Genomic DNA, 11781 nt, shown 5'->3' on the forward strand with positions numbered 1-11781 from the left:
ATGAACGAGTTAATTGAACAATATCTACCGCTCGTTCAACAGGTCGTCAATCGTCTGTCAAAAGGGTTGCCGTCCCATATTGCAAGAGAAGATTTGGTTAGTATGGGTACACTCGGCTTGATTGGAGCGGTGGAACGCTATACGCCTGAGCGAGGTGTAAAATTTGAAACTTTTGCCACCTGGAGAATCCGAGGGGCTGTGCTTGACGGTCTGCGTGAAATGGATTGGGTGCCCCGGCAGGTACGGCTGTGGGCGAAAGAAATTGAACGGTCTTACGCGTTTGTGGAAGCCAACAAGAAGGAATCGGCCACTGATGAAGAAGTCGCCGCTCATTTGGGAATCAGCCAGGAAGAATTGCAGAAACGATTGACACACATTTCAGCCGGTTCTGTCTATTCTTTGGAAGAATTTATGTATTCGGACGGAGACGATACGGTTGGGTATAATGGACTGCCTGATTTTTCAGCAGAAAATCCGGATACGAAACTGTCTCGCGATGAAATTAGAAATATTCTTGTTAAGACGATCGACCGTCTGCCGGAGAAGGAAAAGATGGTAGTGGCGTTGTATTATTATGAAGAATTGTCTTTTAAAGAAATTGCGGAAATTATGCAAGTCAGTTCTGCACGGATCTCTCAGCTCCATACGAAAGCAATCTGCAGATTGCGCGGCGCACTCAGCCGCAAGAGAAATGACTTGATCTAAATAATGATACAGGGGGCCGACATGGAAGGGATGGAGGAGAAAAGCTGGTGGATCAAAAATTGTAAAGTGTTCCTGGAAGAGCAGGGTCTCTACGGGACATTGCTGATCGAAAAAGAGCCCCCTGCGGATATACAGCTCACGATCGAGGGATTATTGGATTTTTTAAAAAATGCGGGTATTCTGCTGGGGATCGACATGGCGCTCTGTCAGCAAATTGTGTCGGATCCAGCCGCTCACATCCAACAACGTCTGCGTATTGCTGTCGGTAAACCAGCGGAAAAAGGGCAAGACGCAATCATTGAAATCTATATAGAAGAGGACGGTCAGCGCACTCCGAAAGTTCTCGAAACGGGAAAAGTCGATTATTTCGATATGGGCTCTGTGAATACGGTCAAACAAGGGGCCGTCTTGGCGAAGCGGATTCCACCCCAGCCAGGGGTCGATGGGATGGCAGTCAGTGGCCAACCGATTATTGCCAAACAGGGGCGTGATTACCGGCTGCCGCAGGGGAAAAACACGAAAGTCGACGAAGACGGATGCACCTTGTTGGCTGAAACGGACGGACACGTGGTTTTTATCCAAAGGGAAAACAAGATCAACATATTTAATGAATATGTGGTGCAAAAAGATGTTGATTTTTCCGTTGGAAATATTGAATTCAGCGGTTCTGTCCGTATTTTGGGAAACGTACAGCCCGGTTTTCGGATTAAAGCGGAAGGCGATGTGGAGATCCAGGGATACGTGGATGCTGCAACGGTGGAAGCGGACGGCAACGTTACAATTCGTGGCGGCGTACAGGGCAGAAATAAAGGCTTCATACGTTCCGGCGGCAATTTGCGAACCCCTTTCATCCAAAATGCGAGTATCAGTGTGGAAGGCAGTTGCTATGTAGGAGAAAGTATCATGCATAGCCAAGTCAGCGCCGGTGCGAAAGTGATCATGGAAGGGCGCAAGGGTGTGATAGTGGGTGGCATCGTGCGGGCCGGTGAAGAAGTCGTTACGAAAGTATTGGGATCGCAGATGGCCACACCAACTGAACTGGAAGTGGGCGTGCATCCGCATTTGCGTGCTGAATTGGCGTCCATTAACGAAAAAATGAAAGAATTGATTAAAAATGTGGACAAAACGCAAAAAGCGGTTGACCTGCTTGAAAATATGAACGCCGGCGGGCACAATCTGCCGCCTGACAAAGCGGCCCTCCTGCAGAAATTGAAATTGACACTGAATCATTACAAATTGGAAGGAGAGGAACTGATGTTCCGCCGTTCTGAGATTGAGATGGTTTTGCAGGATTTGAAAAGCGCTCGTGTCAACGTGTTTGATACGGTGCATCCGGGTGTCAAAATTATGCTTAGCAATTATATATATTTTGTTCGTGACTCGTTGTCACATGTTTCTTTCGTCATTCGGGATGCAGAGGTTCGAACCGTACCTCTGTGAAAATAAAGCGGAAGGTTCGTCTGCTTTGCACTTTGCGATTGGTGGTGATGGCGTATGTCGCAGCGAAACATTGAACTGCAAATTTCCATTCCAAAAGTTACGGAAGTAGCCAAAATCCAGCAGCAACTGCAGCAGCAACAACTTAACCAACAAGCCGCTTTTGAACAAACGATGCATAAGCAAATTGAAAAAGAGATTCACCGTCCTAACCAGGCGGACGAGAACCAGACCGTCTCGAATCAGAATCAACAAACCGGTGATCAATCATCCACTCCAGGGTCAAAACGGCGTCGCAAAAAAGCGGAACAGCAGGAAGCCAAACATCCGTATAAAGGAAAACACATTGATCTTCGAGGGTAGCAGAGGAGAGTTATTATGGATCTTAGCGTTTTTTTGTTCATGTCCCTGTTGGGGATTGGAGTGATCCTGTTTGCCGTTTTGAAAGGAAAGCAGGAATCAGTCCCCCATCTGGTGGACAAGGATCTGGAAGAAAGTTTGCAAGCGTTCATGGATGAGTTTGAAAAAGAAAACCAGTATCTGCTGCAAACGATTAAACAACTGGAGACGAAACTGCAGCGAGAAACAGAGGAAAATAGAGAGAAATTGGAAGAGTTGGAAGCGAAGGTTGAGTTTTTGTCAACCCAAGGCAGGGAAACCAAGCGATCCGTCAAGGATTCGGAACCGACGCCTGCTATCGTTTTCAACGAGCATTACAGCCGGATTGTAACGATGTGGAATGAGGGGCGGACACCGGAGCAAATAGCGAAACAAACAGGAATTGGAATGGGAGAAATTCAGATGATTTTAAGTCTGGTAAAGCAGGGGAACACAGTATGATTAAAGATCGCAAATTTTTGTTAGGGTTTGGCAGCGGGTTGCTTGTGGCTGCGATTGTTTTCGGGCTTTACGGTTTGCTTGCGGCTGGTACAAAGGCTTCTCCCTCTTCCGTCGGAAAAGAGGGATCTTTACAGGCAACCGTACCATCCGCTCCGACAGGATCTGCTGCCGCACCGCAACCTGCCGACTCACAAGGTCAGAACCAACCAAACTCCGCCACAACGAAAGTACAAGTCGAGATTAAAAACGGAATGGTGGCTAGTGAAGTAGCCGATTTGCTTGTCCAGCGCGGGGTGCTCAAAGAATCGCAGGATTTTTTATGGGGGGCGCAGGATAAAAGCAGACATATTCGTTCCGGTACGTATGAACTGCCGCTAAACGCAGATCCAAACGAAGTTCTGCGCGTCCTTACACGATAACCATTGCTGCATGCAATGGTTTTTTGTTAGGTTCTTGCAACCCGTTGTGCGGTTATGGTATAGTAACACATGGTGTTAAATACACACGCTGCTGGACCGTTTGAATGGTGCGGTGACAAGCGGAATCGATGATTTTTGTTTTCGCATGGTGCCGTGTTCAACGGAATGAAAACAGCGGAGGAAAATCAACCATCAGAAAGGAGGTGGAAGATATGGCGATCATCTCCATGAAGCAATTGCTGGAGGCGGGTGTTCACTTTGGCCATCAAACGCGCCGTTGGAACCCCAAAATGTCTCGCTACATCTTCACCGAACGTAACGGAATTTATATTATTGACCTGCAAAAAACAGTAAAAAAAGTGGAAGAAGCTTACAACTTTGTGCGTGACCTGGCTGCGGAAGGGAAAACCATGCTTTTTGTCGGCACCAAAAAACAGGCGCAGGACTCTGTTAAAGAAGAAGCAGAACGTTCCGGCATGTACTTTGTGAACCAGCGTTGGCTGGGGGGTACGTTGACCAACTTTGGCACAATTCGTAAACGGATTGAACGTCTGCATGAGTTGGAAAAAATGCAGGAAGATGGAACGTTTGACGTTCTGCCCAAAAAAGAAGTCATTCAACTGCGTAAAGAAATGGACCGACTGGAGAAGTTTCTCGGCGGTATTAAAGGAATGAAAAGTCTGCCGGGTGCTTTGTTCATTATCGATCCTCGGAAAGAGCGAATTGCAGTTGCAGAAGCACGTAAACTCGGTATTCCGATTGTCGGTATTGTCGACACAAACTGTGATCCGGATGAAATCGATTATGTGATTCCTGGCAACGATGACGCGATTCGTGCCGTAAAATTGCTGACGGCTAAGATTGCAGATGCAATCTTGGAAGGCACGCAGGGCGGCAGTGACGACGACGACGAACAAACTGCGTAATGACTGAGGAGGGGTGCGTCAGGGTGGGAGGACCCTTGCATCCCTTTTTATATGCTTGTCAATTCGTGCGCAACTACATAAGGAGGATTTAGATATGAGCGTTTCAGCGAATGATGTAAAAGTGCTTCGCGAAAGAACGGGCGCCGGTATGATGGACTGTAAGAAAGCTCTGCAGGACGCGAACGGCGACATGGAAAAAGCGGTGGAAATTCTCCGTGAGAAAGGTCTTGCGGCGGCAGCCAAAAAAGCAGGCCGTATTGCAGCGGAGGGTGTTGTCGAATCTTACATCCACATGGGCGGTAAAATCGGTGTTCTCGTCGAAGTCAACTGCGAGACGGACTTTGTTGCCAAAACGGAAGAATTCCGTTCCTTCGTAAAAGATGTGGCGATGCACATTGCAGCCGCTAAGCCGCAGTACGTAAGGCGGGAAGAGGTGCCTGGCGATGTGGTGGAAAAAGAAAAAGAAATCTTGCGGGCACAGACTCTAAATGAAGGCAAACCGGCCAACATTGTGGATAAGATTGTAGAAGGCCGGATCGACAAGTTCTTTAAAGATACCTGCCTGCTGGAACAGGAATTTGTAAAGAACCCGGATCAAACGATACAGGAACTGTTGAATGAACAGATTTCCAAAATCGGTGAAAATATTTCGATCCGCCGCTTTGCTCGTTTTGAAATGGGCGAAGGATTGGAAAAGAAACAAGACAATTTTGCGGAAGAAGTAATGTCGCAAGCGAAAATCTAGCAAGCTGTATATGGGAACACAGACGGTGTTCCCTTTTTTTCAAACAGTGAATGAACGACGCTTCTGCCATCGTGTTCCGATAGAAGCTTTTGAATCCGGTGCAGGAGAACGGGGCTGTTTGTAGAAAATATTTTTCTTAAAGTGGAAGTGGAGGGTGAAAGATGCTTCAGCCCAAGTACAAACGGGTGGTGCTCAAACTAAGCGGTGAAGCCCTTGCGGGTGATGGCGGATACGGGATCGACGCAGGAGTGATCCAGACAACCGCTGTTCAGATAAAAGAAATTGTCGAGATGGGAACAGAAGTGGCGGTGATTGTTGGCGGCGGCAATATCTGGCGGGGAGTTTCCGGCAGTTCTCAGGGGATGGATCGGGCGACAGCTGACTACATGGGGATGTTGGCTACTGTCCTGAATGCAATGGCGTTGCAGGATGCGCTGGAAAACAACGGAGTGCAGACGCGCGTACAAACGTCTATTGAGATGAGACAGGTGGCCGAACCGTACATACGCAGAAAAGCAATTCGGCATCTGGAGAAAAATCGTGTTGTAATATTTGCGGCGGGAACAGGCAACCCGTTTTTCTCCACCGATACGACAGCCGCTTTGCGAGCCGCTGAAATTGAAGCAGAAGTCATCCTGATGGCAAAAAACAAAGTGGACGGGGTATATGATTGTGACCCGAGAACCAATGCAAACGCGAAAAAATATGAGGAATTGACTTATCTCGAAGTGTTGAACAAAGGGCTTGGCGTAATGGACTCGACAGCGATCTCGCTTTGCATGGATAATAATATGACGATTATCGTGTTTAATATTACGGAGAAAGGCAATATCAAACGGGTGATTACCGGTGAACATATCGGCACCATTGTACGGGGGGAACGAAAATGACAGTGGACGTTTTGAAACAAATGGATGAACGGATGGATAAAGCGATTGTCAGTTTAAAGCGGGAATTTGCCACACTTCGGGCAGGTCGCGCCAACCCGGCAATTTTGGATAAGATTACAGTGGACTATTATGGTACAGCCACTCCGCTCAATCAAGTTGGCAGCGTGACAGCGCCAGAGCCTCGTTTGTTGGTCATTACTCCGTGGGATAAAAGCGTTTTATCCGAAATTGAAAAAGCCATTCAAAAATCCGATCTGGGACTGACACCCACAAATGACGGGGTAGTCATCCGGATCGCAATACCGGCTCTGACGGAGCAAAGACGGCAGGAATTGGCAAAAATGGCCCGCAAAATGGCGGAAGAGGCTCGTGTAGCGGTCCGCAATATTCGGCGGGACAGCAATGAAGATATAAAGAAACTTGAAAAATCGGGCGATATTTCGGAAGACGAAAGCCGCCGCACCCAAGAGAAGATCCAAGCAACAACGGATCGTTACGTTGCCGAAATCGACAAGCTGTTGGCGGCGAAAGAACAGGAAATTATGGAAGTATAAGTGTAGCTGAGGCATTCACAAGTCCAAGGACTTGGCGAATGCCAAGTTTTCTTAATATTCCGGGGGACTGACAAGCATGAACTGGAGAAAACTTTGGAAACGAAGAACGGAGCGCCCATCTTTGTCCGAGGAAGGAATTCCGTACCATGTGGCTATCATCATGGACGGAAACGGACGATGGGCTAAACGACGTGGCTTGCCCCGGATTGCCGGTCATCGGGCCGGCATGGAAAGCGTCAAACGGGTTACGGAATCGGCCAGCGAAATAGGCGTACGAATTTTGACTCTGTATGCGTTTTCGACAGAAAACTGGAAACGTCCTGAGCAAGAGGTTGATTATCTGATGCGGTTGCCGCAGGAGTTCCTGATTTTGGAACTGGAATCGTTAATCAAAAACAACATCCGGGTCTGCATGTTGGGTGACCTGGAGGCGTTGCCGCTGTGGACACGCGAGTCAGTTTTGGAAGCGGTTGAAAAAACCAAGTCCAACACGGGTATGATGTTAAATATTGCGTTAAATTATGGAAGCCGATCCGAAATTGTAGAAGCGGTCAAGAAAATTTCGGACCAGGTGAAAGCGGGAACGCTGCAACCGGAAGACATCAATGAACAGACCCTCTCAGCTTGCCTCCTGACAAACGGCATTCCGGATCCGGACTTGCTGATCCGGACCAGCGGCGAACTGCGCCTCAGCAACTTTCTGCTATGGCAGTGCGCTTATACCGAATTGTGGTTTACCGATGTGTATTGGCCAGACTTCCGGAAAGAGCATTTTTACGAAGCGATTCATGCGTATCAAAAAAGAGGCCGACGCTTCGGAGGGCTGAAATAGGAGTGAGCGGACTTGCTATACCAAAGGGTCTTAACGGGCGTCATTGGTGGAATCATATTTTTAACTATTATGTACATTGGTGATTATTTGTTTGCCGGCCTTATTTCCCTCTTGGGATTGGTTGCTTTTACCGAACTGCTCCGTATGAAGCAATACCGTTTTTTTGAACTTCCCGCTTTGACTGGTTTTCTGATGACTCTTTTATGGATTCATTTTGGAACGGGGTGGCTGCTGCAACAGCCTGCCATGCTGCTTTGGATTGTATATGGTTTCCTGTTTCTGACCGTGGCCATGAAAAACAGATATACGTTTCGCGATATGTCCTATATTTTGGTGGGAACGATCTATATTGGATTGTCCTTTCATTATGTATTGCGGTTGAGAGAATTGCCGGAGGGGCTGTTGTTGCTCCAGTTTGTCCTGTTTACCACTTGGGCGACCGATATAGGGGCTTACTTTGTAGGCCGCGCGCTCAAAGGCCCCAAAATTTGGTCTTCCATCTCGCCGAACAAAACTGTTTCCGGAACGATTGGCGGTCTGCTGGCGGCTGGACTGATTGGCGTGTTGTTTTCTTTTGTATTGCATAGCGATGTGTCGCTCTTGAACTGGGTGATTGTGGCGTTAATCGTTTCTGTTGCCGGACAGGCGGGGGATTTTGTCGAATCGGGATTGAAACGGTCGATGGATGTAAAAGATTCGGGAACGATTCTGCCCGGCCACGGTGGTATGTTGGACCGTTTTGACAGCTTGTTGTTTGCGGCGCCGATCGCGTATCATTTGCTTGTATCGTTTCGGTTTTGAGGTGAAAGAATGGCCAAGAAGCTTTCTATATTAGGATCTACCGGCTCTATTGGGAAACAGACGTTGGATGTTGTGGCGGCCCACCCGGAACAGTTTCAGGTAACGGCGCTGGCCGCCGGTTCACAAATCGAGGTTCTGTCGAAGCAGATTGAAAAATTTCGTCCGTCCCTGGTTTCGGTTGCAACGGCGGAATTGGCAAAGGAAGTGCAAGCGAGATTCGGACATGCGCTGCAGGTGGAATATGGAGAAAGCGGACTGCAGCAGGTGGCTTCTGCTGCTGATGCGGAACTGGTTGTCACAGCGGTTGTGGGCACCCTCGGTTTGCGCCCGACGATGGCGGCGGTCCTCGCGGGCAAAGAAATCGCTCTGGCAAACAAGGAAACATTGGTGGCGGCTGGTCACTTGATCACCGATTTGGCCCGGCGCAAAGGGGTTCGAATTCTGCCGGTCGACAGCGAGCATTCGGCGATTTTTCAATGTATACACGGCGAGTCGTGCAAGCAGGTGGCGCGTATTCTTTTGACAGCAAGTGGCGGCGCATTCCGTGATAAAACCAGGGATGAAATGCAGCAGGCCAGTCTGGCCGATGCGTTGGCGCACCCCAACTGGTCTATGGGGGCGAAAATTACGATCGATTCAGCCACTTTGATGAACAAAGGGCTGGAAGTGATTGAAGCGCACTGGTTGTTTGATCTGCCATACGAGCAAATTGAAGTGTTAATTCATCCGCAAAGCATTGTGCATTCGCTGGTCGAGTTTCAGGACCGGTCGGTATTGGCGCAATTGGGGACGCCCGATATGCGAATTCCCATTCAATATGCGTTGGCATACCCGGAACGGCTCGAAGCGAACTGGCCTCGGCTGGATTTATTGTCTGTCGGGACGCTAACGTTCAATAAGCCGGACCTGACCCGTTTCCCTATTTTGGGTTTGGCCTTTCAGGCGGGCAAAGCGGGAGGCAGCGTGCCCGCCGTTTTGAATGCGGCGAACGAGATGGCAGTGAGTCTGTTTTTGGATGGGAAAATTGGCTTTTTGGATATCGAACGGACACTTGTATCCGTGTTGGAACAGCATGCACCCGTCAGCCATCCGTCGTTGGATGAAATTTTGGCGCTTGATCAATGGGCGCGTGAAACAGCGAAACGAGAGATTGCTGGATAACTGGCCAGATCAGGCGGAATGGGATTCTAAAAATAGCAGGAGGAAAGAAAATGCGTCAGTCTACATATTTGCTGCCTACATTGCGGGAAGCGCCGACGGAAGCGGAAACGGTCAGCCATCGTCTGATGGTGCGGGCCGGGTTTATTCGCCAGTTGGCGGCCGGCATTTATACGTACCTGCCGATGGGATGGCGGGTGCTTCGGAAAGTGGAGGAAATTGTCCGGCAGGAGATGGATCGGGCGGGCGCCCAGGAAATTTTGATGCCTGCCATGCAGCCGGCGGAGTTGTGGCAGGAGTCGGGCCGTTATGAAGTATACGGTCCCGAATTGATTCGTTTGCGAGACCGGCATGATCGGGAATTTGCGTTAGGACCGACACACGAAGAAGTGGTCACCACATTGATGCGCAACGAGGTGCGGTCGTATCGCAAACTGCCGATGAATCTGTATCAGATCCAAACGAAATTCCGCGACGAGCGGCGGCCTCGTTTCGGGCTTTTGCGGGGACGGGAATTTTTGATGAAAGACGCCTACTCGTTTGATGCCGATTGGGAAGGGCTGAACAAATCATACTGGGCGATGTATGAGGCATATAACCGGATTTTTACAAGATGCGGATTGAATTTCCGGGCGGTGGAAGCAGATGCAGGCGCGATTGGCGGCGAAGGCGGTACACATGAATTTATGGCGCTTGCTGACATAGGAGAAGACACGATTGCTGTCTGTTCACACTGTGATTATGCGGCCAACCTGGAAAAGGCGGAAGCGGGCGAAGGGAATGAGCAGTACCGGAAAGTGGCGGCCGGTGCGCATGAGAAATTTCATACACCGGGACTTCGGACGATTGATCAGTTGACCACGTCGCTCGGACTTGATGCAAAACAGTTCGCCAAAACGCTGATCTACCTGGCGGATGGTCAACCGGTTGCCGTTGTGGTGCGCGGCGATCATGAAGCAAACGAAATAAAGATCAAGAACTTTTTGAACGCCATACAGGTAGAATTGGCAGATACAGAAACGACGGAACGCGTGACGGGAGCTCCTGTCGGCTATGCAGGACCGGTCGGGCTTTCGATTCCGATTCTGGTCGACAGGGCGGTAGCGGCGATGCCAACAGTTGTGACTGGCGCGAATGAAAAAGAACATCATCTGCGAAATGTGCAGCCAGGCGTTCATTTTACACTGGATCGCACGGGCGATTTCCGCAATGTGATCGAGGGAGATCAATGTCCCCGTTGTGCCGGAACGCTGCAGTTTTACCGCGGGATAGAGGTCGGCCATGTGTTTAAGCTGGGAACGAAATACAGTGAAAAACTGGGCGCTGTTTATCTGGATCAAACAGGCAGTGAACAGTTAATGGTGATGGGCTGTTACGGGATTGGCGTTTCGCGCGTGCTGTCGGCTATTATTGAACAGAGCAGTGATGAACACGGAATGCGCTGGCCGCTCGCGATTGCGCCTTTCCATGTTCATCTGATTCCGGTTTCGGTTAAGGACGAAACGCAGATGGCGCTGGCTGACCAACTGTATGAGCGATTGCAAAGCGCCGGTGTGGAAGTGCTGATGGATGACCGTGACGAACGGCCAGGTGTGAAGTTTAAGGATTCGGATCTGGTCGGAATTCCGATTCGCATTACAGTCGGCAAAGGAGCGGCTGACGGGGTTGTCGAATATAAAGAACGGGATGCTGCGGACAAATCCGATTTGAGCGTGGAAGAAGCGGTTGCTCGGATTATGGAAAAAGTGCGGGCAATCGGTCGATAAGAAGTCAGGTAAACGGTTTTGCTGGACAAGCGGGGAGAGGAGCCGGGAACTTCTTTTGGTGGAGGTTTCAACGTTGAATACCTTGATTATACCCGCCTATAATGAATCATCCAATATTGGCCGCGTACTGCAGGTTGTAATCGGCATGCGCGATGATTTTCAGGAAGTGGTGGTGGTGGATGACGGTTCCACCGACCAAACGTCGGATGTCTCGTTGCAATACGGCGCGAGGGTGATCCGTTTGGAAACGAATCAGGGAAAAGGAGGGGCCATTGCTGCCGGTTTACGGGCATGCGGGACCCCTTTTCTCACCTTGTTGGATGCCGATTTGATCGGATTGCGTCCTGATCATTTGAGATTGCTTGCGGCACCTGTGCTGCAGGGAGAAGCGGCAATGTCGATGGGGATTTTTTCGGCTGGTCGGAAACGGACCGATTGGGCGCAAAAAGTGGCTCCGTCAATTACCGGACAACGCGTGCTGCGGCGCGAATTGTTGGAAACTATGCCCGGTTTGGCGAACGCCCGCTATGGGGTCGATTATGCGTTGACCGCTCATGCCAAACGGATGAAACTTCCGGTAGCGGAAGTGATCCTGCATGATCTGACACAGATTATGAAAGAAGAGAAGCTGGGGCTTACGAAAGGATTTGCCGCCCGCTTGAAAATGTACTGGGAGATTTTTCGGGTGATGGGGAAGTAGTTTAAGGA

Annotated in this window: 14 protein-coding genes; all 14 read left to right on the forward strand. The window is 49.6% G+C overall.

Annotation, left to right across the window (positions count from 1 at the left end):
- The 14 genes from skT53_RS01345 (at position 1) to skT53_RS01410 (ending at position 11773) form a co-directional block, all read left to right on the forward strand.
- Entirely contained in the window at positions 1–705 is a 705-nt protein-coding gene (locus skT53_RS01345; RefSeq protein WP_200759428.1) for a FliA/WhiG family RNA polymerase sigma factor, read from the forward strand.
- A gap of 21 nt (positions 706–726) precedes the next feature.
- Positions 727–2145, forward strand: a complete 1419-nt coding sequence (locus tag skT53_RS01350; RefSeq protein WP_200759429.1) for a flagellar assembly protein A — start codon at positions 727–729, stop codon at positions 2143–2145.
- Positions 2146–2199: 54 nt separating this feature from the next.
- Complete coding sequence (locus skT53_RS01355; RefSeq protein ID WP_200759430.1) at positions 2200–2505, forward strand: hypothetical protein; 306 nt, start codon at positions 2200–2202, stop codon at positions 2503–2505.
- A 15-nt stretch (positions 2506–2520) separates the two neighbouring features.
- Positions 2521–2982 carry a DUF6115 domain-containing protein gene (locus skT53_RS01360; RefSeq protein ID WP_200759431.1) on the forward strand — a complete coding sequence of 154 codons (462 nt, stop codon included), beginning with the start codon at positions 2521–2523 and terminating at the stop codon, positions 2980–2982.
- A complete protein-coding gene (locus tag skT53_RS01365) occupies positions 2979–3401 on the forward strand; it encodes a hypothetical protein (RefSeq protein ID WP_200759432.1) in 423 nt (140 codons plus the stop codon). Before skT53_RS01360 ends, skT53_RS01365 begins: the two co-directional genes overlap by 4 nt.
- A 212-nt stretch (positions 3402–3613) precedes the next feature.
- A complete protein-coding gene (gene rpsB / locus skT53_RS01370; protein WP_200759433.1) occupies positions 3614–4327 on the forward strand; it encodes a 30S ribosomal protein S2 in 714 nt (237 codons plus the stop codon).
- A gap of 94 nt (positions 4328–4421) precedes the next feature.
- Positions 4422–5072, forward strand: a complete 651-nt coding sequence (gene tsf, locus skT53_RS01375; RefSeq protein WP_200759434.1) for a translation elongation factor Ts — start codon at positions 4422–4424, stop codon at positions 5070–5072.
- Positions 5073–5233: 161 nt separating this feature from the next.
- On the forward strand, positions 5234–5962 hold the full coding sequence (gene pyrH, locus skT53_RS01380; protein WP_200759435.1) for a UMP kinase: 729 nt from the start codon (positions 5234–5236) through the stop codon (positions 5960–5962).
- The gene (frr, locus tag skT53_RS01385; protein ID WP_200759436.1) at positions 5959–6516 is read left to right on the forward strand and encodes a ribosome recycling factor; all 558 of its coding nucleotides are present in this window, start codon (positions 5959–5961) and stop codon (positions 6514–6516) included. Before pyrH ends, frr begins: the two co-directional genes overlap by 4 nt.
- A 76-nt stretch (positions 6517–6592) precedes the next feature.
- Entirely contained in the window at positions 6593–7348 is a 756-nt protein-coding gene (locus tag skT53_RS01390) for an undecaprenyl pyrophosphate synthase (protein WP_200759437.1), read from the forward strand.
- A gap of 12 nt (positions 7349–7360) precedes the next feature.
- Positions 7361–8149 carry a phosphatidate cytidylyltransferase gene (locus skT53_RS01395; protein WP_200759438.1) on the forward strand — a complete coding sequence of 263 codons (789 nt, stop codon included), beginning with the start codon at positions 7361–7363 and terminating at the stop codon, positions 8147–8149.
- A 9-nt stretch (positions 8150–8158) separates the two neighbouring features.
- Entirely contained in the window at positions 8159–9310 is a 1152-nt protein-coding gene (locus tag skT53_RS01400; RefSeq protein ID WP_200759439.1) for a 1-deoxy-D-xylulose-5-phosphate reductoisomerase, read from the forward strand.
- 50 nt (positions 9311–9360) lie between these two features.
- Positions 9361–11073 carry a proline--tRNA ligase gene (locus skT53_RS01405; protein WP_200759440.1) on the forward strand — a complete coding sequence of 571 codons (1713 nt, stop codon included), beginning with the start codon at positions 9361–9363 and terminating at the stop codon, positions 11071–11073.
- 73 nt (positions 11074–11146) lie between these two features.
- Complete coding sequence (locus skT53_RS01410; RefSeq protein ID WP_200759441.1) at positions 11147–11773, forward strand: glycosyltransferase family 2 protein; 627 nt, start codon at positions 11147–11149, stop codon at positions 11771–11773.
- Positions 11774–11781 lie beyond the last annotated feature (8 nt).

Origin of the sequence: Effusibacillus dendaii (genome assembly GCF_015097055.1) — a bacterium.
GTDB lineage: Bacteria > Bacillota > Bacilli > Tumebacillales > Effusibacillaceae > Effusibacillus > Effusibacillus dendaii.

Bases quoted from the DNA above. Each gene is read 5' to 3' on its own strand.
- skT53_RS01355 (WP_200759430.1), top strand. From the start codon at position 2,200: ATGTCGCAGCGAAACATTGAACTGCAAATTTCCATTCCAAAAGTTACG.
- skT53_RS01365 (WP_200759432.1), top strand. From the start codon at position 2,979: ATGATTAAAGATCGCAAATTTTTGTTAGGGTTTGGCAGCGGGTTGCTT.
- skT53_RS01390 (WP_200759437.1), top strand. From the start codon at position 6,593: ATGAACTGGAGAAAACTTTGGAAACGAAGAACGGAGCGCCCATCTTTG.
- skT53_RS01350 (WP_200759429.1), top strand. From the start codon at position 727: ATGGAAGGGATGGAGGAGAAAAGCTGGTGGATCAAAAATTGTAAAGTG.
- skT53_RS01405 (WP_200759440.1), top strand. From the start codon at position 9,361: ATGCGTCAGTCTACATATTTGCTGCCTACATTGCGGGAAGCGCCGACG.
- skT53_RS01400 (WP_200759439.1), top strand. From the start codon at position 8,159: ATGGCCAAGAAGCTTTCTATATTAGGATCTACCGGCTCTATTGGGAAA.
- skT53_RS01360 (WP_200759431.1), top strand. From the start codon at position 2,521: ATGGATCTTAGCGTTTTTTTGTTCATGTCCCTGTTGGGGATTGGAGTG.
- tsf (WP_200759434.1), top strand. From the start codon at position 4,422: ATGAGCGTTTCAGCGAATGATGTAAAAGTGCTTCGCGAAAGAACGGGC.
- rpsB (WP_200759433.1), top strand. From the start codon at position 3,614: ATGGCGATCATCTCCATGAAGCAATTGCTGGAGGCGGGTGTTCACTTT.
- pyrH (WP_200759435.1), top strand. From the start codon at position 5,234: ATGCTTCAGCCCAAGTACAAACGGGTGGTGCTCAAACTAAGCGGTGAA.
- skT53_RS01345 (WP_200759428.1), top strand. From the start codon at position 1: ATGAACGAGTTAATTGAACAATATCTACCGCTCGTTCAACAGGTCGTC.
- frr (WP_200759436.1), top strand. From the start codon at position 5,959: ATGACAGTGGACGTTTTGAAACAAATGGATGAACGGATGGATAAAGCG.